General features: G+C 70.8%; 15 protein-coding genes. 5 read left to right on the forward strand and 10 right to left on the reverse strand.

Annotated features, from left to right (window positions below; all coding sequences use genetic code 11):
* Positions 1–351: 351 nt before the first annotated feature.
* The 3 genes from AQJ46_RS24915 to AQJ46_RS24925 form a co-directional block, all read right to left on the reverse strand.
* Positions 352–1,473 carry a GNAT family N-acetyltransferase gene (locus tag AQJ46_RS24915; protein WP_059207745.1) on the reverse strand — a complete coding sequence of 374 codons (1,122 nt, stop codon included), beginning with the start codon at positions 1,471–1,473 and terminating at the stop codon, positions 352–354.
* A gap of 1 nt (position 1,474) precedes the next feature.
* On the reverse strand, positions 1,475–1,870 hold the full coding sequence (locus tag AQJ46_RS24920) for a hypothetical protein (protein WP_225887393.1): 396 nt from the start codon (positions 1,868–1,870) through the stop codon (positions 1,475–1,477).
* Between the two features lie 147 nt (positions 1,871–2,017).
* On the reverse strand, positions 2,018–3,226 hold the full coding sequence (locus AQJ46_RS24925) for a S8 family peptidase (RefSeq protein ID WP_059207746.1): 1,209 nt from the start codon (positions 3,224–3,226) through the stop codon (positions 2,018–2,020).
* Between the two features lie 277 nt (positions 3,227–3,503).
* Here AQJ46_RS24925 and AQJ46_RS24930 point away from each other — a divergent pair, with 277 nt between their 5' ends.
* A complete protein-coding gene (locus AQJ46_RS24930) occupies positions 3,504–4,298 on the forward strand; it encodes an SGNH/GDSL hydrolase family protein (RefSeq protein ID WP_059207747.1) in 795 nt (264 codons plus the stop codon).
* A gap of 7 nt (positions 4,299–4,305) precedes the next feature.
* On the opposite strand, the gene AQJ46_RS24935 is transcribed toward AQJ46_RS24930, so the two are convergent.
* From AQJ46_RS24935 to AQJ46_RS24950, 4 genes are all read right to left on the reverse strand, one after another.
* Positions 4,306–5,883: a serine/threonine-protein kinase gene (locus tag AQJ46_RS24935; protein ID WP_059207748.1), complete on the reverse strand. Its 1,578-nt coding sequence runs from the start codon at positions 5,881–5,883 to the stop codon at positions 4,306–4,308.
* A 75-nt stretch (positions 5,884–5,958) separates the two neighbouring features.
* On the reverse strand, positions 5,959–7,614 hold the full coding sequence (locus tag AQJ46_RS24940; protein WP_059207749.1) for an urease accessory protein UreH domain-containing protein: 1,656 nt from the start codon (positions 7,612–7,614) through the stop codon (positions 5,959–5,961).
* Entirely contained in the window at positions 7,611–9,068 is a 1,458-nt protein-coding gene (locus AQJ46_RS24945) for a tetratricopeptide repeat protein (RefSeq protein WP_059207750.1), read from the reverse strand. The genes AQJ46_RS24940 and AQJ46_RS24945 overlap by 4 nt, the downstream gene beginning before the upstream one ends.
* Positions 9,069–9,177: 109 nt before the next feature.
* On the reverse strand, positions 9,178–10,713 hold the full coding sequence (locus AQJ46_RS24950) for a DUF4331 domain-containing protein (RefSeq protein WP_208616983.1): 1,536 nt from the start codon (positions 10,711–10,713) through the stop codon (positions 9,178–9,180).
* A gap of 207 nt (positions 10,714–10,920) precedes the next feature.
* Here AQJ46_RS24950 and AQJ46_RS24955 point away from each other — a divergent pair, with 207 nt between their 5' ends.
* The 3 genes from AQJ46_RS24955 to AQJ46_RS24965 all read left to right on the forward strand — a co-directional run bounded on the left by AQJ46_RS24955 (position 10,921) and on the right by AQJ46_RS24965 (position 12,680).
* On the forward strand, positions 10,921–11,463 hold the full coding sequence (locus AQJ46_RS24955; RefSeq protein ID WP_059207752.1) for a sigma-70 family RNA polymerase sigma factor: 543 nt from the start codon (positions 10,921–10,923) through the stop codon (positions 11,461–11,463).
* A complete protein-coding gene (locus AQJ46_RS24960) occupies positions 11,460–12,284 on the forward strand; it encodes an anti-sigma factor (protein ID WP_059207753.1) in 825 nt (274 codons plus the stop codon). Before AQJ46_RS24955 ends, AQJ46_RS24960 begins: the two co-directional genes overlap by 4 nt.
* A 126-nt stretch (positions 12,285–12,410) precedes the next feature.
* Complete coding sequence (locus AQJ46_RS24965) at positions 12,411–12,680, forward strand: hypothetical protein (protein ID WP_059207754.1); 270 nt, start codon at positions 12,411–12,413, stop codon at positions 12,678–12,680.
* Positions 12,681–12,922: 242 nt separating this feature from the next.
* Here AQJ46_RS24965 and AQJ46_RS24970 read toward each other — a convergent pair whose 3' ends face one another.
* Both AQJ46_RS24970 and AQJ46_RS24975 read right to left on the reverse strand, forming a co-directional pair.
* Positions 12,923–13,705 carry an ABC transporter permease gene (locus AQJ46_RS24970; RefSeq protein WP_059207755.1) on the reverse strand — a complete coding sequence of 261 codons (783 nt, stop codon included), beginning with the start codon at positions 13,703–13,705 and terminating at the stop codon, positions 12,923–12,925.
* Complete coding sequence (locus tag AQJ46_RS24975) at positions 13,702–14,640, reverse strand: ATP-binding cassette domain-containing protein (protein WP_059207756.1); 939 nt, start codon at positions 14,638–14,640, stop codon at positions 13,702–13,704. Before AQJ46_RS24975 ends, AQJ46_RS24970 begins: the two co-directional genes overlap by 4 nt.
* Positions 14,641–14,703: 63 nt before the next feature.
* Between AQJ46_RS24975 and AQJ46_RS24980 the strand changes: the two genes are divergently transcribed.
* Positions 14,704–15,417, forward strand: a complete 714-nt coding sequence (locus AQJ46_RS24980) for a TetR/AcrR family transcriptional regulator (protein ID WP_059207757.1) — start codon at positions 14,704–14,706, stop codon at positions 15,415–15,417.
* On the opposite strand, the gene AQJ46_RS24985 is transcribed toward AQJ46_RS24980, so the two are convergent.
* Positions 15,414–16,568 (reverse strand): type ISP restriction/modification enzyme, encoded by a 1,155-nt coding sequence (locus AQJ46_RS24985; RefSeq protein ID WP_059207758.1) that lies wholly within the window; start codon positions 16,566–16,568, stop codon positions 15,414–15,416. The two genes, AQJ46_RS24980 and AQJ46_RS24985, sit on opposite strands and share 4 nt — an antisense overlap.
* Positions 16,569–16,605 lie beyond the last annotated feature (37 nt).

A 16,605-nucleotide genomic window follows, 5' to 3' on the forward strand; every position in this document is an offset into this window, starting at 1 on the left:
CCTCTCGTCCGGTGGACCGCCCGCCCCTGGGCGGTCCGGCTTGTTGCTCCGGTTCGAAAGGGGGGTTCTCACTCACGGCATGCCGGAGGGAATCTCCGTACCTGCCGGGTGAGCTGGCAAAGCTGGCCGACCGCCGTCGTGCTGTGCTTGTTCAAAGAAACGACAGCCGGTCGCGCGGCACGACTCGGTCACAAAGTGCGGTCACCGAGCACGGCACCCCCCTACCGCGCCCCGCGCCCCCGTCGCGGTCCTTGAGCCCTCCCCTAGAGCCGCTCGATGACGGGACGGTGCGGGTGTGATGTATGACGGTATTGACGATTGAACCCGTATGGCAAGACCTGGAACGAGGCCTCACGTTTTTGTTGGTTTGACCGTTACAGTCGCGCTGGAGCGGATCTTTCCCACTTTCTTCAACAGCCTGTCGGCGGGTTGGAACAGCTCCGGTCGCGCCACCACGGCGTTGCGCAGTGCCCGCGCCGGAACCCGGCGGACGCGGTGTCCGACCGCGACCGGGTGCCGACGGGTCACCCATCCCTCCGACACGGTGAGTTCCCGTGTCTTCAGGGAGTCTTTGTACTCCTTCTGCCCCCGGCCCAGATCGAGGTACGCGACGCCGTCGGCGGCGGCCGCCTCGGCCATGCGCAGATGCAGGATCAGGCCCGGGGAGTACTTCGCGTACTGCGGGTCGTACGCCGGGAACCAGCACGCCAGGACGCGCTCGGTGCGCAGCCCGAAGTGGGCGGCGACCGGCTTCCCGTCGGCGTACAGCACCGACAGGATCCCCGCGAACGGCCCGGACCGGGTGTGGAACAACTGCTCCACCAGCCGGGCGATCCACTCGTGCGCGAAGCGGTCGCTGCGGCCGGTCCTGCGGTACTGGGCGGACTTCCAGCCCATCAGGACGCGCAGGGCGGTCGGGTCGCGTTCGTCGTGGACGTAGCGCACCTCGCTCGCCGTGCGGATCAGCCGGCGTTCCTTGGCGAGCGTGGTGCGGGTGAACTTCGGTGAGCGTTCCCGCAGTCCGGCCAGATACGTCTCGTAGCCCTGGTCGACGTCCATGACCGGTGAGGGGAACCAGCCGGAGGCCTCCTCCTCGAACGGCCCCTGGTTCTCCACCAGATGGTCGAACTCCCAGACGGCGAGCCCGCAGGCGCGCAGCAACTCCCGGGCGTCCCAGGTGAATCCGGACCGGTGCACCAGTCCCTGGGCGTCCGAGATGCCGAGGCCGACGGCCCGGCCGACACCGGCGGCGGTTCTCTGGAACGGTAAGAACGCGGCGGGCTCGCCCTGCTCCCGTACGACGGCGATCCGCACGCCCCGCCTGCACCGGCCCACCGCGAGCGTGAACTCGGGGGACAGGAACGGGTTCGCCAGCCCTGGCGCGCCCTGCAGATGGGCCTTGGACTGCATGGCGCTCCACGCCGCCCGGTCGGCGGCGCTCAGCTCGCCGGGGCGGTACACGCTGATGTCCACGTCAGGCGTCCTGACCCTTCGCCGCACGGCGCCGCCACATCAGCACCAGCAGCAGGATGAGGGCACTGATCACGGCCATGGCCATGACGCCGCCGCGCGCCGACCAGCGGTGCGTGGCCAGCATGCCCTGGGACACCAGCATGTTGAGGACGACCGAGCCGGCCAGCGAGGCCAGCACCCGGGCGAACGGATCGAAGCCGCGCAGTGCGGCGGCGATGCCGGCGGCGGGTGCCGCGAGCAGGAAGAACAGCGTGAGCGGGGCGCGCAGCGGCGAGTCGGAGCCGATGAACGCGAGCAGTGCGCCGAATCCCCCAATAGCAGTCGCGGCGCCCGCGAGCAGCGGTGTCAGGTCTCTCCCCGACGTTTTCGAGGACGTTCCGATACGTGTCGTCTGCATGGGCGACGTTTCCCCCCAGAAAGCGCCGGATGCCGGGCTTCAATGTCGCGCAGTGCCGGGGGAGCCGTCAAGGCCGACTGGTACGGACTTGGACACGGGTGAGCCCCCGGTGGTGTGAGACACCTCCGGGGGCCACCTGTTGAGGTACTACGGCACGAGCTTCAGGAGCTTGTTGGGTGAGCCGGTGCCGGGGCTGGTGACCACGTTGGACGTGGCACCGTTGACCAGGGCCGTGGCGACCTGGGCCGGGGTGGCCGAGGTGTGGCCGGCGAGGTAGACCGCGGCCGCGCCCGCGACGTGCGGGGTCGCCATCGACGTACCGGAGATGGTGTTGGTCGCGGTGTCGCTGGTGTACCAGCCCGCCGTGATGGAGGAGCCGGGGGCGAAGACGTCCAGGACCGAGCCGTAGTTGGAGTAACTGGCCCGGGCGTCGGTGCTGGTGGTGGCGCCGACGGTGATCGCCTCGGTGACGCGGGCAGGGGAGTACGAGGAGGCGTTGGCGCTGCTGTTCCCGGCTGCGATGGCGTAGGTGACGCCGCTCGCGATGGAGTTCCTGACCGCGGTGTCCAGGGTGGTGGACGCGCCGCCGCCGAGCGAAAGGTTGGCGACCGAGGGACCGGAGTGGTTGTTGGTGACCCAGTCGATGCCCGCGATGACGCCGGCGGTGGTGCCCGAGCCGGCGTTGTCGAGGACGCGCACCGCAACGATCTTCGCCTTCTTGGCGACGCCGTAGGTGGAGCCCGCGATCGTGGTGGCCACATGGGTGCCGTGGCCGTTGCCGTCGGAGGCGGTGGTGTCGCCGTCGACGGCGTCGTAGCCGTAGGAGGCGCGGCCGCTGATCTGGCTGTGGGTGATGCGGACGCCGGTGTCGATGACGTACGCCGTGACTCCGCTGCCCGCGGTGTCCGGGTAGGTGTACGTGCCGGAGAGCGGGAGCGCGGCCTGGTCGATGCGGTCCAGGCCCCACGGGGCGGCGGACTGCGTGGTGTCGGCCAGGCGGACGGTCTGGTTCTGCTCCACGGAGGCCACCGACGGGTCCGCGGCGAGTCTCCTCGCCTCGGTCGCGGAGAGCGTGGCGGTGTAGCCGTTGAGCGCGGAACCGAAGGTCTTCTTGACCGTCCCGCCGTACTCCTTGATGAGCCCCTTGCCCTCGCTGGACGAGGACGTGAAGCCCGCGTGCTTCTTGAGGGTGACGATGTAGCTGTCCTTGACGGCCGTGGGGGAGCCGGAGGCGAGGACCCTGCCCTCGGCCGGGGCGGCCTCGGCGGGCAGGGCGGTGAGCCCGCCGACGAGGGCGGTGGTCGCCAGGGTGGTTATCGCGGCGAACCGGAACTTCTTGCTACGCAGTTGTGCCATTACGAGGGAGTCCTCCTCATGGGCGACGCGCGCCTGGGTCGGGCGCGCGTCCGTGGGGGGTGTGCGCGTGCTCGCGCACACGACCAGGAGCGTCGCGTTCCGCTCCGGGCTGAGGTAAAGGCTGGGCCATCTACGGGGGTAGAACAAGGCAGTTGAGGAGGCGTCAACAAACCTGTCATGTGCACGAAATCATGGTTGATTTTGGCATGGACACTTCCCGTCGATTCGCGTCGTTGCTACGACAGATGTGGCAGAGATCCTGCTAAAGGGAGGTTCCATGAGACGTTCCCGATTTGCCGCGTACGTCGGCTCGCTCCTCCTCGCCCTCGCCGCCGTCCTCACCGGGACAGGCACCGCCCACGCCGCCGAAGGCCCCTATGTGGCCCTGGGAGACTCCTATTCCTCGGGTGTCGGCGCAGGCAGCTACATCAGTTCAAGCGGCGACTGCAAGCGCAGCACGAAGGCCTACCCCTACCTCTGGGCGGCCGCCAACTCACCCTCGTCCTTCGCTTTCACGGCTTGCTCGGGCGCCCGAACGGGTGATGTTCTGGCGAGTCAGCTGACCCCGCTCACCTCCGCTACCGCCCTGGTCTCGATCACCATCGGCGGCAACGACGCCGGCTTCGCCGACGTCATGACGACCTGTGTGCTCCAGTCCGACAGCTCCTGCCTCTCCCGGATCAACACCGCGAAGGCGTACGTCGACTCGACGCTCCCGACCCAACTGGACAACGTCTACTCGGCGATCAGCAGCAGGGCTCCGAACGCCCATGTGGTCGTCCTCGGCTACCCCCGCTTCTACCGGCTCGGCGCCACCTGCCTCGGCCTCTCCGAGACCAAACGGAAGGCGATCAACGACGCCGCCGACTACCTCGACACCGCGATCGCCAAGCGGGCCGCGAACCACGGCTTCGCCTGGGGAGACGTCCGCCCCACCTTCACCGGCCACGAACTCTGCTCCGGCAGCGCCTGGCTGCACAGCCTCAACCTGCTCAACATCGGTGAGTCCTACCACCCGACGGCGGCCGGCCAGTCCGGCGGCTACCTTCCGGTGCTGAACAGCGCGGCCTGATCGCCCCTCACGGGGATGCGGTGGGGGAGGCCTCGTCCGTGTCGGACGGGGTCTCCGTCACGCAGGTCAGTGAGAACGGGACCGAGTTGGACGTCTTCTCGACGGGGTCGCGGACCTCCACGCTGATGGTGTCCTTGAAGGTCCCGCTGTCGTTCTCGGTGGTGACGAACCGCCGGTCCTCCTGCGTCCTGCCGCCACCGGCCGGGAACGTGAGCGTCTTCCAACCGCCGTTCACCGAGCCGTTCTTCGACACCCAGCGGTAGGTCACCGTCGCCGGGAGCCGGCCGACCGTCAAGGTGGCCGTGAAGTTGGGAGCCGCCGACTTGTCCGGCGGACAGCTGCCCGTGTAGTCGGTGTTCGAACCGGACAGGGAGACGTCCACCGACTGCGGCGGGGGCGCGCTCGTGGTGCTCTCGCTCCGGCTCGGGGACGGGGTGTCGCTCGGCTCGTCCGTCTTGGTCTGCGCGGGTGAGCTCACCGCCGGATCGGTGTCCTTGGCGGTCGACCCGTCCTTGTCGCCGTTGTCACGGTTCAGCAGCCCGTACGTCAGCCCCGCGATCGCCAGCGCGAGGACCACCAACCCCGCGATCAGGACGACGGTCGCGCGACGGTTGCGGTCCGGCGGCCCGGAGGTCGTGACGGGGGTGGAGGCCGACGTGGGCGCGGGACGGTACGGGGCCGTCGGCGGCTCCTGCGGGAAGGGTGCCGCCATGGTCGGTGCGTACGGCGCCCCCTGCATCGTGTCCGCCCGGGGCGTACCCCCCGCCCCGATGATCCGCAGCTCCTGCTCGGCCCGGTCGGCCGGCAGGCGCTCCGCCGGATCCTTGCGCAGCAGCCCCTCGATCACCGGGGTGAGCGGGCCGGCCCGGTACGGCGGCGGCAGCTCCTCGTCCACGATCGCGCGCAGGGTGCTGAGCGGGGTGGTCTGCCGGAAGGGCGAGTTGCCCTCGACGGCGGCGTACAGCAGCACGCCCAGCGACCACAGGTCGGACTCCGGGCCCGGAGTGCGGCCCAGCGCCCGCTCCGGGGCGAGGAACTCGGGCGAGCCGATGACCTCGCCGGTCATGGTCAGCGCCGAACTGCCCTCGACCTGGGCGATGCCGAAGTCGGTGAGCACCACGCGGCCGTCGTTCGACAGCAGCACGTTGGCGGGCTTCACATCCCGGTGCAGGACCCCGGCCTCGTGCGCGGCCCGCAGCGCGGAGAGCACCTCGGCGCCGATGTGCGCCGCCCGCTGCGGGCTGAGGGGGCCCTCCGCATCCAGGAGCTCGGCGAGCGAGATGCCGCGCACCAGCTCCATGACGATCCACGGACGGCCGTCCTGGGTGGCCACGTCGTACACCGTCACCACGTTGCGGTTGGCGACCCGAGCCGCCGCCCACGCCTCGCGCTCGAGGCGGGCGTACAGCCGCTCGACCTCGGACGTCGCCAGTCCGTGCGGCGCACGCACCTCCTTGACGGCGACCTCGCGGTGCAGCACCTCGTCACGGGCCCGCCACACGGTTCCCATGCCGCCCTCGCCGAGCGGGGACAGGAGTCGGTAGCGGCCCGCGATCAGTCGTTCACTGCCCGGTTCTTCGGACACGGGCGTCCCCCATTCGCATCCGGGCGAAATCTCCACTCCGCGTGATGTTGCACGTGAATTCTGTACAAAAGTAGCTCAGCCGAGTGCGGATGCCGCCCCCTTGAGCACCAATCCTGCCCCGAGAGCCACCACGACGAACGCCGACATCAGGGGCGCGGTCCTGCGCACCAGGGCGGTCATCGGGCTGGCGGCCAGGCGGGGGCGCCTGTCCAGCAGCCGTGTGACTCCACTGCCCAGCCTGACGACGGCGAATCCGGCCGCGGTCAGGGTCAGGGCCAGTCCGACGCCGTACGCCACGACCAGGAGCAGACCGAACCAGGCCTGCCCGAGCGCGGCGGCACCGACGAGCACGACGACGGCGGAGGGGCTGGGCACGAGACCACCGGCGAAGCCGAGGAGGATCGTGCCGCGGAGGGTGGGGGCGACGGCGTGGGTGTGGGTGAAGCCGCCGTGCGTGTGTTCGACGGCGTGGGAGTGGGGGTGGGGATGGTCGTGCGGGTGGTCATGGTCGTGGGTGTGTCCGTGCCCGTGCGGGTGGTCGTGGGTGTGGTCGGGCGTGTGTGCGTGCGTCCGAGTCTGGGCCCCTGCCGTGGCGGGGACGGTCTCCGTGTGGGCGGCGACCAGGACCAGGGAGCGCTCCTCGGGCTTCCCGGCCTCGTGCGCGTGGTCGTGACTGTGCCCGTGCCCGTGCTGGTGAGCGCGGGTGCGCAGGGCCCGGCGCAGGAGGGTGACGCCCGCCGCGGTCACCAGCACCCCGCTCGCGATGCCCAGCCAGGCGATCACCGAGGGGGCCGCCGCCGAGCCGGCCGTGACGAGGAGGCCCAGCGCTACCACGCCCAGGGTGTGGGTGACGGTCACCGAGGCGGCCAGCGGCAGGACGTCCTTCATCCGGGCCTTGCCACCGCGAGCCGCCGCCACCGCGGCCATCAGGGTCTTGCCGTGCCCCGGGGCCAGCGCGTGCATCGCGCCCAGGACGACCGCGATGAGCAGGGCGAGCGCCGCGAAGCCGACGGTGAGGTCGTGCCGGGCCACCAGGGAGTCCAGGGCGCGGGTCCAGCGGTCGGCGCCACGAGGGAGCACGGAGGCGGCGGGGGCGTCCGACTGCTCTTCCGAGAGGGCGGGACCGCCGGGCCGCACGCGCAGCGAGGCGGTCACGGTGTCGGCGGGGGAGGAGAGCAGCTCCTGCGGGTAGGTGGTCAGTTCGTCCGAGACCGACTTCGTGGGCACGTCCGACTTCGTGAGCGTCGTCCGGTCGCCGCGCGCGGTGATCTCGCGCCAGCCGGGCCCGGAGTCGGTGCCCGCGCTGTGGAATCCGAGGGTGACCGTGGCGTTCTCGGGCAGCGGGGCGGTGAGCCGGCACTCCACACGGAGGGTGTCGAGCCCGGCCTGACCGGGACGCACGCGCGCGTGGCTGCTCCCCACGGTCAGGGCGACCGTACGGCCGTCGACGGTGACCTTGCCGCCCTCCGCCGCCTTCCTGCAGCGCTGAGCGGCCCACTCGGTCATGCCGAGCTTCTCGATGTCCGGCTTGGCCTGGGTGGCCGGGATCTCGGCGAGGTCCTCGACGTGGTCGACGCGGAGCGCGCCGGGGCCGGCGACCAGACCGTCGTACCGATTGACGGTGAAATTGCCGAGGGGGTGGGCGCTCGCGCTGCTGGAAGGGAGCAGCGCGAGCGCACATGCCGCCGTCAGGACGGCCGTGAGGGACGCGAACAGACGGCGGGGCTTCACTTGGACGCCTCCTTGAGTGCCTTGCGGGCCTCGCGGGCGCCGAGGGGGGAGAAACCGGGGTTGAGCTTCAGGGCGGAGCCGAGATGGCTCCTGGCTTCCTTCCGGTCGCCCGCGGCGAGTTCGATGATCCCGCGGTGGTAGAGGAAGGAGGCGTTGCGGTAGCCGGTGGCGGTGGCCTGCCGGGCGTACGGCAGGGCCTCCTTGTCGCGTCCGTTCACATGCAGGGCCCAGGCGAGGGCGTCCGCGGTGTGCACGGTGTGCCGGCGCGCCCACTCGGCGCGGGCGGCGCGCAGGGCGGAGGCCTTGTCGCCGTGGTCGGCGGCGGCGAGCGCGGTGTCGAGATCGGCGTTGACGCCGTTGGCCCGGGCGAGGGCCGTCCAGGCGTCCACGAGCGCGTACTGGTCCTTGGCCTTCGCCTCGTCACCGTCGGCGCCCCGGTCCTCGTACAGCTCTCCGAGCCCGACGAGCGGCCCGGGCAGCGGATACCGGGCCACGACGGCCTCCATGCCCTTGATCGCGGCGGCGCGGTCCCCGCTCGCGGCCTGGGCACGGGCCCGGCCCTCCAGAGCGGGGAGGTAGGCGTCGTCGGCGGCGAGGGCGCGGGCGTAGTCGGTCAGCGCCGTATCGTAGTCGCCCTGGTTCCAGGCGAGCTGGCCCAGCGCGCTGGCCACGTAGGCGATGTCTCCCGGAGTGGTCGCGGTGGACAGGGCCTGTTCCAGAACCGTGCGGGCGGTACGGACGTCGCCGCGGAGCTCGTGGACGTACGCGTAGCGGGTGAACACCGGGATGCCGGGCCGTCGTTCGTCCGCGAGGTCGGCGGTCTTCGACGCCTCGTCATAGCGGCCGAGTTCGACGAGGGCGTCGATCCGGGAGGACAGGGCGCGCTCGCTGTAGGGGTTCTCCTTCAGCACCCGGTCGGCGTAGGCCAGGGCGTCCTTGAAGTCGTGCCGCGCGGCGGCGAGTGCGGCGAGGCCGGCGAGCCCCTGCTCGTTGTCGGCCTTCAGCTCCAGCGACTTCTTGAGCGCCTGCTGGGCCTGCGGATACCGGGAGGGATCACCCTTGGTCCGCGCCTGCTCGACGTAGGCGAGTCCGAGGGTGGCCCAGCTGCCGAAGTCCTTGGGCTGACCGCGCAGATGGGCCTGGAGGGCCTTGATGCCCGCGTCGAGGTCCCCACTGGCCATGAGCCCGGGCGAGACCGCCGCCGACGACGAACTGGCCACGGTGGCGGTGCCACCGTCCCGCAGCGCCCCGAGGGCGATCGACCCGCCCGTCAGCGCGACGGCCAACAGAGCCGCGCACCCGGCGAGTTGAGCGGCCCGCCAGCGCCGCCCGGTCTCCGAGACCCGCCGTACGGCGGCGACCTTCTCCTCGGCGGCCTGAGCAGAGGGCTCCACGGTCTCCGACGATCCGTCGTGCTCGTTCTCGGGTGCGCTGTCGGTCGTAGACCCGGACATGCCCTCTCCTGATTGGCTCGTGATCGTGTGGTGCGGCGCGGCCCGCACCGTGGGGGATGAGTACGTGCGGGCCGCGCCAGTGAAGGGGAGTTGCAGGTTTTTCAGGCGCTCAGTACGCCCGCCGCCGCATCCGGCGCCACCACATCAGCGCGGCCCCGATGAGTACGATCCCGGCCGCACCGGCGCCCGCGGACCCGGCGATCAGGGACATGTTGTCGCCGGAACCGGAGGCACCCGCCGGGGACAGCGCGTCCCCGAGCTGGTTGCGGACGTCGTTACCCGACGACGTCCCCTTGGCCAGCGGCCCCCGGGACCCCTCGGTCGGCAGTGCCACGTACGGGAACGACTTCTCGAAGTCCTTGTCGTTCTTGTCGACGGCGTCACCGAGGTCGTTCTTGGACCCGACCAGCTCACCCTCGACGACCTGGAGCGACGCGTCGATCACGTCGTCCGTCAGCCGCCGTCCGTTCGGGAATCCGGCGTTGTCGCCATCAAGCACACCGAGCCGCTTCGGAGAATCGGTGGGCTTGATGGACGTGTTGAGGCGCAGTTCCTCCGCGGGGCGCACGTAGGGCGGCTGGTTCAGCCCCTTCACACCCTTGAGGAACACGTCCACGAGGTCGTTGCGAGGCTCCTTCGGGGCGGGGATCTTGTAGATCGCCTCGATGAGCTTCGGCAGTTCGGGGTTGGTCACGTTCTTGAGGAACTGGGCGTCGTCCCACGGCGCGGACGCGTTGAACTTGTCCTTGTCCTTCAGCGGGTTGACGACCTCGTTGACGAGCGGGTTGCCCAGACGCGAGACCTGGGAGTAGTACCCCTGCGCGTTCCTGCGCTGGGTCGTCGACCAGATGCCCACGATGGGCTGGTGCGAGGACTCGGTGATCATGTCCGTCGGGACCTGCAGGGCGATCGAGTTGACGTTGTAGCCCTTGAGCGTGTCGTTGCCGACCTCGGTGAGGTTCCCGCCGTACAGCAGGTCGAAGACGCGCAGGTCGGCGAAGAACGGGTCGTCGGCCTGGCCGGCGAACGACGTCGAGTCGTTGGGAAGCTTGTAGACCGCCTGGTCGCGCAGCTTCTCGTAGTTCGGCATGGAGGCCTTGCCGACGTTCGACGGCGCCACCGGGATGTCGTCGGCGAGCTTCGTCTTGTACTTGACCTTCTGGTTCTTCAGCTGGAACAGCTCGATGTCGTACGTCTGCGTGACGTTCAGGTCGGGGTCGTCGAGGCTCTCGACCGCGCCCGTGTTGTACAGGAACGACTTCTTGTTCTTGACGTGCGTCTTGAAGGTGAAGCGGTACAGCAGATCGCCCTGACCGTCACCGTTGTTGTCGATGTGGAGGTCGTACTGCGCGTCCTCGGCGAACTGGTAGAAGTTCGGGCCGCCGCCGGGCTCCTCGAAGGGGATCCAGTTGGCGACGATCGTCGTCGAGTCGGGCTTGTCGGGGCTGACGAACGCGTACAAGTCCGTGTTGTCGTGCTGGGGGTCACCCGAGATCAGCGGGGCCTCCCGGTGGCTGGAGGCGGAAGCCGCCCCCGGTTCCAGCGTGGCCACACCGGCGGCTGCGAGCCCTCCGGCGGCCAGCGCACCACATACGAGGGTCGCGAGACTCCTGCGTCCCGAGCCGCTCCTGGAGATAGGTGTCATGCCGTCCGTCCTCAGTCCAACTTGCCTGACGCCCGGTGATTCGGAGTGGTGGCCGGGTCGGATTGGTCGAATCTCAAAACTTCTTTTCTGCTGCTCGACCCGCGTTTTCGGCGTTCTGATCCGTAACCCCATCCGGAGGTGTGTTCGTTGCGAATACCTCGTGGGACGGGACGGCCCAGGTGCGGCTTTGCGGGAGGGGGCGACGAGTTGGAAGCGGACGAGCTTCTGATGCTCGTGGCGGGCGGGGACCAGAAGGCATTCGAGGAGCTCTACGGGCTCGTGGCCGGGCCGGTGTTCGGGCTCGTACGGCGTGTGGTGCGTGATCCGGCGCAGTCGGAGGAGGTGTCGCAGGAGGTGCTGCTCGAACTCTGGCGCTCCGCCGCACGCTTCGACCCGCGCCGGGGCAGCGCGCTGTCCTGGGTCCTCACCCTCGCGCACCGCCGCGCCGTCGACCGGGTGCGCAGCGCCCGCGCGGCCGGTGAGCGCGAGCAGCGCGAGGCACGCCGGGCCCACCACCCGGCCTTCGACCAGGTGACCGAGGAGGTCGAGGCGGGCCTCGAACGTGAATGGGTGCGCCGGTGCCTGGAGCGGCTGACCGAACTCCAGCGCCAGTCCGTCACCCTCGCCTACTACGACGGCTACACGTACCGTGAAGTGGCCCAGCGGCTGTCCCTGCCGCTGGGAACGGTGAAGACGCGGATGCGTGACGGACTGACCCGCTTGCGGGAGTGCCTGGGAGGTGCGGCATGAGCCTCTTCCGCCGGGAAGATCTGCACTCCCTCGCGGCCCCGTACGCCCTCGACGCGCTGGAGCCGGCCGAGCGGGCCCGCTTCGAGAGGCACCTCAAGGACTGCGACAGCTGTGCGGCGGAAGTGCGTGCGCTGTCCGAGGACGCGGTACGGCTCGCGTGGTCGGCCGCCGCTCCACCGCCGATGGCGATGCGCGACCGGGTGCTGGCCGCCGTCCGCACCATCCCGCAGGAGCCCGCCGTACGGCCGGAGCCGGCCCGAGCGCGGCCGGAGCCGGTACGGGCGCGCAAGTCGCAGTTGCCGCCCCATGTCTGGGGGGCCCAGCCGCCGCCCAGGCAGCGTCAGAGGCGTCCCCTGTTCGTACCGTTCGCGACGGCCACCGCGGCCGCGGCTCTCGTCGTGGCCTCGCTGTTCGCCGTCCAGGCCAACCGGACACAGGACGAACTGGACGCGCAGAAGGCCCAGGCCAGTGAGATCGCCCACGTTCTCCAGGCCGCGGACGCAGCGGCGACCCGGGGGCAGGACGCACAGGGCCGCACCATCGGAGTGATCGCTTCCGCATCGGAGGGGCGCGCGGTCGTCACCCTGAGCGGGTACAGCGCGCCCCCGAGCGGCCGCGTGCGCCAGCTGTGGCTCATGCGCCCCAACGAGCAACCGCGCTCCCTCGGGCTCTTCGCCGCCGACACGCCCTTGGTCGCGACCGGACTCGACAAGTCCGCTACATCACTCGCTGTGACCGTCGAGCCCGATGGGGGCTCCCCGCAGCCCACTACCCAGCCGGTTGTCCAACTCGCCCTGAAATCGGTTGGATTCGGAGAGTAATCATGGAGGGGTCGTCAACACCCTTACGGGGAAGGTGAATCCTGTGACGCCGATACACGTGTGCCCCCACGGGGCGATAGGGTTACCCTGCCCGGGCCGGGTGGACTCGTACGGGTGGGGAGTGACATGGAACAGATAGCAGTGCGCAGGGCGAGGGTCCCTGCGATCACCTGCGGGAGCAGCGCGACCAGTTCGCGCCTCGACCGCCATCTCTCGGTGCTGTCGGGACCTGCCGTCCCGCAGCGAGAGGCGGCCGAGGCGACGTCACTGATGCGTGAGCTGACCGCGCGTGACACCACCAAGCAGGAGCGCAGTGACCGTGGTGCGCGGGTGCGCCGCGTCTCGCTGTTCGCGCCCCTGCGCCGACTGCGCCGTTCGCTGTTCGGCGGGCGCTGAGCCGTACGGCTCGCCGGGCCCCTGGGCTCGGACGTCCCGACCCGCGCTCGGCCGGTCGCACCACCCCGGCGTCGTGCTGCCCTCCCGTCCGTCATCCCCACGGCATGCAGCACGATCCAGGTGAATCGACCGAGCGCGGGGCACGTCCCCACCTCCGTCCACAAGCACGCCAGACTTGTCATGCGCTCCGAGGTCGGCCCGGGCCCCGGCAGGGCCCGAACGTCCCTCCCGGCACGAGGCGTTCAGCCCTCGCCGTGTGCGTACCGCCGTACGGCAAGCGGCGCGAAGACCGCGAGCAGGACCGCGCACCACATCAGTGACCCGGCGATCGGATGGGCGACTGGCCAAGCTGCCCCCTCCGGTACCGGGGCGTTGCCGAACAGGTCCCGCAGGGCCGTGGTCACCGCACTGATCGGGTTCCACTCGGCGAGGGTGCGCAGCCAGCCGGGCAGCCCCTCGGTCGGGATGTAGGCGTTGGACAGCAGCGGCAGGATGAACGTCGCACCGCCCAGCTGGCCGGCGGCCTCCTCGCTCCGGGTGAGCAGGCCGAGGAAGATGCCGATCCAGGTGGTGGCGAACCGGAACAGCAGCAACAGTCCCAGGGCGCCCACCGCTTGCAGCGGGGACTTCTCGACACGCCAGCCCACCGCGAGCCCCACCAGCAGGAACGGCACCATGCCGGCGGCGGTGACCATCACGTCCGCGACCGACTGCCCCAGCGGCACGGCCGCCCGGTTGATCGGCAGGGTGCGCAGCCGGTCCGTCACGCCCCGGTGGACGTCCTGGGCCGCCTGGAACATCCCGGTCATGATCCCGTTCGCCGCCGTCGCCACCAGCAGGCCCGGCACCAGGAAGGACCGGTACTCCTCGCCCGGCATCGCCAGCGCGCTGCCGAAGACGTAGCCGAAGAACAGCAGCATGGTGATCGGCATGGTCTGGGTCAGGATCAGCAGCCCCGGGGTGTTCCGGATCCGCTGCAGTTGACGGCCCAGCATCGCGGTGCCGTCGTGGGCCAACATGCTCATGCCGCAACCTCCTTGGTGAGTCGCAGGAAGACGTCGTCGAGGGTCGGCGGCCGGATGCTCGCGTCGAGCAACGGCACGCCCGCCGCGTCCAGTTCACGCACCAGCCGGGGGAGCGTGAGCGTGGTGTCCCGGGTGACCGCGCCGACCGAGTTCCGGACGTGGTCGAACGACGGCTCTGCGCCGGTGAGTTGGTCGAGCACACCGGCGGCCTTCGCCAGGACGTCCGCGTCCGCGACGACGATCTCGACGTGCGCCCCGATCAACGCCTTGAGCTGGGACGGCGAACCCGTGTGCGCGACCCGCCCCTTGGCCACCAGGGCGATGTCATGGGCGAGTTGGTCGGCCTCCTCCAGGTACTGCGTGGTCAGCAGCACGGTCGTGCCGTCCGCCGTGAGGTCGCGCACGGCGTCCCAGATGAGGTTGCGGCTTGCCGGGTCGAGACCGGTCGTCGGCTCGTCGAGGAACAGGATCTCGGGGCGGCGGATCAGGCTCGCCGCGAGGTCCAGACGGCGGCGCATACCCCCCGAGTAGGTGGACGCGGGCCGGTCGGCCGACTCGGTCAGCCCGAAGCGGTCGAGCAGCTCGGCGGCCCGCTCGGCCGGCCCCCGCACCCGGTGCAGCCGGGCGAACAGCCGGAGGTTCTGCCGCCCGGTGAGGTCGCCGTCGACCGAGGCGTACTGCCCGGTGACGGCGATGGCGCGCCGTACGGCCTCGGGTTCCCGGACGAGGTCGTGTCCGGCCACCCGCGCGGAGCCGGCGTCCGGCCGCAGCAGCGTGGTCAGCAGCCGTACGGCCGTGGTCTTGCCGGCGCCGTTGCTGCCGAGGATGCCGCAGACCGTGCCCGGGGCGACCGCGAGATCGAGACCGCGCAGGGCGTGGACCTCCCCGAACCGCTTCTCCAGACCTTCACTAAGTACAGCGTACGTAGAAGTCATGGCGTGACCATAGCGCACTACGTACGCTGTACGTAACTAGGATGGTGGCCGAGGTGATGATCGATGGCGGGCCGAGCGGCCGTACCCGAAGTGATCTGGGCGCGTCCCGAGCGGACGGGGCGTGGGCCCAAACCCGCGTTCACCAGGGCGGACATCGCTTCCGCGGCGGTGCGGCTCGCGGATGCCGGGGGTCTGGACGCGGTGTCCATGCGGCATGTCGCGGCCGAACTCGGCTGCGGGACGATGTCGCTGTACAACTACGTCCCCCGTAAGGAGGACCTGTACGAGCTGATGGTGGACGCGGTCAGCGGGGAGCACGAGCGGTTCGAGCCGACCGGTGACTGGCGGGCCGACATGCTCCGCAACGCGCGCCAGACCAAGGCGCTCATGCACCGGCACGCCTGGATGGTGCGGCTGATGTCAGGGGTGTACGGCTTCAGCCCCAACGCCCTGCGCTACCTGGAGCACTGCCTCGCCTGCCTCGACCCGCTGGACGCCCCCAACGGCACGAAGATCGAGCTGGTCGCGATGCTCAACGGGTGTGTGACGACGTACGTCTCGAACGAGCTGTCCACGGCCGAGCGGGTGCGGTCGCTGCCATGGTCGCAGGAGCAGGAGAACGCGGTGCGGATCGCGTATCTCGGCAGTCAGGTGGCCTCGGGGGCGTATCCGCGGCTGGCGGCGTCGTTCATGGAGGACGCGGGGCCGATCGATCTGGACGCGGTCTTCGAGCGGATGCTGGAGCGGGTCCTGGACGGCTTCGCGCCCAGAGGCTAGAGCAGGGCGAGCTGCCCCTCCGGCCCCTCCTCGTGCCCGTCCAGGACCGAGGCCGGCCTGCGCGCCGAGTCCGGGACGGGCAGGACCCCCGCCTCGCGCAGGTCGCCCGCCGTGATCCGGGGCGTCAATTCGTCCGGGAGGGGCAGGAGATCGGCCAGCAGGGCCAGCACGGTGATCAGTTCGAGGAGCTCCGATGTCCACGGCTGCGGCCACGTCGCGGGACGGATCGCGGACAGCGTGCCCGGCTCCGGTTCCGTGACGCGGGCCGTGAACCACTGCTCCAGGACCCGCGCTCCGCCGGCCTCGAAGTCCCAGGCCTTCGGCGGTACCGGGGAGATGCGGCCCTCGTCCAGCAGCAGGGCCTCCTCGTCGCGGTCGTAGTCCAGGGTCAGGGGACGGGACGGCAGGGGTGCGCGGACGTAGGGGCGGCGGCCTCCGGGCAGCTTCGGGCGGTCGCCGTCGCGGCGCATCAGCCAGAGGACGCGGTGGCCCGACTCGACGCCGCGGGACCACAGTTCGGGGTCGTCGGTGAGAGGGACGGTGAGGTCCGGGCGGACCGCCGCCAGGATCCAGGCGAGGACGTCCAGGGGTTCCACCGTGTTCCCGAGACGCGTCCGCAGGTGCTTCAGGAGCCCCGGGGCCAGGTTCGGCTCCGTGCCGCCCGGGCGGCGGTACAGGGGGCGGACCCGGCCGGGGCGGAGCAGGGGGAGGAGGGAGGTGGCCAGGAGCCGGGGGCCGTGACCGTCCGTGGGTGTCTCCACCACGAACACCTGGTTCTCGTCCGCCACCCGCCAGAGCTCGGGGCGGGCCGCGTCGATCAGCCGGTGGTCCGGGATCAGCCACTGCTCGTCGAAGGGCGCGTGCAGGACCCGTACCGGCTCCGGGCAGGGACCGGTGGCGCGCGCGAGCTTTTCCGTGCCGCCTGTCCGCCCCGGCAGCTGCCCGACCGCGGAGCGCAGGGTGCGGGAGCGGGTGGGCTCGAACAGGGCTTCCCGGTCGGGTCCCTCGGCCTTCAGCAGGGCGTCCCAGCGGGCCTTCAGGGATGCCGCGTCGGGACCCGTCGGCCACCCCCGGCCGAGCCGCGGCGGTGCGACGGACCACGGCATGAGGTCCGCCAGCGACGGAGCGTCGTCGTGCGTCACGCTGGGCATCGTACGACCTTCCGCCGACAGGCAGTCGGGGCCGGTG

Origin of the sequence: Streptomyces canus (assembly GCF_001514145.1) — a bacterium.
GTDB lineage: Bacteria > Actinomycetota > Actinomycetes > Streptomycetales > Streptomycetaceae > Streptomyces > Streptomyces canus.

Bases quoted from the DNA above. Each gene is read 5' to 3' on its own strand.
- AQJ46_RS24960 (WP_059207753.1), top strand. From the start codon at position 11,460: ATGAGCCTCTTCCGCCGGGAAGATCTGCACTCCCTCGCGGCCCCGTAC.
- AQJ46_RS24920 (WP_225887393.1), bottom strand. From the start codon at position 1,870: ATGCAGACGACACGTATCGGAACGTCCTCGAAAACGTCGGGGAGAGAC.
- AQJ46_RS24945 (WP_059207750.1), bottom strand. From the start codon at position 9,068: ATGTCCGGGTCTACGACCGACAGCGCACCCGAGAACGAGCACGACGGA.
- AQJ46_RS24975 (WP_059207756.1), bottom strand. From the start codon at position 14,640: ATGACTTCTACGTACGCTGTACTTAGTGAAGGTCTGGAGAAGCGGTTC.
- AQJ46_RS24980 (WP_059207757.1), top strand. From the start codon at position 14,704: ATGGCGGGCCGAGCGGCCGTACCCGAAGTGATCTGGGCGCGTCCCGAG.
- AQJ46_RS24925 (WP_059207746.1), bottom strand. From the start codon at position 3,226: ATGGCACAACTGCGTAGCAAGAAGTTCCGGTTCGCCGCGATAACCACC.
- AQJ46_RS24950 (WP_208616983.1), bottom strand. From the start codon at position 10,713: ATGACACCTATCTCCAGGAGCGGCTCGGGACGCAGGAGTCTCGCGACC.
- AQJ46_RS24970 (WP_059207755.1), bottom strand. From the start codon at position 13,705: ATGAGCATGTTGGCCCACGACGGCACCGCGATGCTGGGCCGTCAACTG.
- AQJ46_RS24985 (WP_059207758.1), bottom strand. From the start codon at position 16,568: ATGCCCAGCGTGACGCACGACGACGCTCCGTCGCTGGCGGACCTCATG.
- AQJ46_RS24930 (WP_059207747.1), top strand. From the start codon at position 3,504: ATGAGACGTTCCCGATTTGCCGCGTACGTCGGCTCGCTCCTCCTCGCC.
- AQJ46_RS24965 (WP_059207754.1), top strand. From the start codon at position 12,411: ATGGAACAGATAGCAGTGCGCAGGGCGAGGGTCCCTGCGATCACCTGC.